This window comes from Neobacillus drentensis, assembly GCF_036962765.1.
In the GTDB taxonomy this organism is placed as follows: Bacteria; Bacillota; Bacilli; order Bacillales; family Cytobacillaceae; genus Neobacillus; species Neobacillus drentensis_C.
In genome coordinates this window covers 1-510 of the sequence record NZ_JBALOS010000174.1, presented here as the reverse complement: position 1 = coordinate 510, position 510 = coordinate 1, and the positions used below count along the sequence as shown (strand labels likewise).

Annotated in this window: 1 protein-coding gene; it reads left to right on the top strand. The window is 36.5% G+C overall.

Features of this window, described 5'->3' with window-relative positions; genetic code table 11:
- Nucleotides 1-366 (top strand): M50 family metallopeptidase (locus V7137_RS20770; protein ID WP_335699834.1); only part of this gene is annotated, 366 nt, incomplete at its 5' end.
- Nucleotides 367-510: the final 144 nt, after the last annotated feature.

Sequence of the window (510 nt, the reverse complement as noted above, 5' to 3'; positions counted from 1 at the left end):
CTGATTGATCTATTGTTAGGTTTTATTGGCTTGAATCTTATCTTTTGGGTAAGGAATCCATATGGTATGTTTTGGCTTTGTTCATTTGCCGTTGTCTTTCTTTTCCTACTCATTAAAGGGAGTCAAAACTTTAGAGATAACTTATTGCTTTTGATTGCCTCGATATTATTGGTCGATTCTGTCCAAAGTGCTTATGAAATTTTGTCTATCAGCCTATTTCAACCTCAATCAGCAGGGGATGCTGCTAATCTTGCGCACATCACAGGGATTATTCCGGCACCAATATGGGGGATATTCTTCTTTGTTCAAGCACTATGGTTCTGCTATTACGGCTTAAAAAGAGGATATTATAAGCTTGAAAAGTAAAGAGAGTGAAATAATAAAGCTCGCCGGCTGGCGAGCTACTTTGTTCTTATTCTTAATAGTACGGATAAGTATCTGTATAATTATTTCTGTAAATCCTTTTTCGTGATTTCACTACGAATACTGGTCTCTTTAGAAAACTCTGCA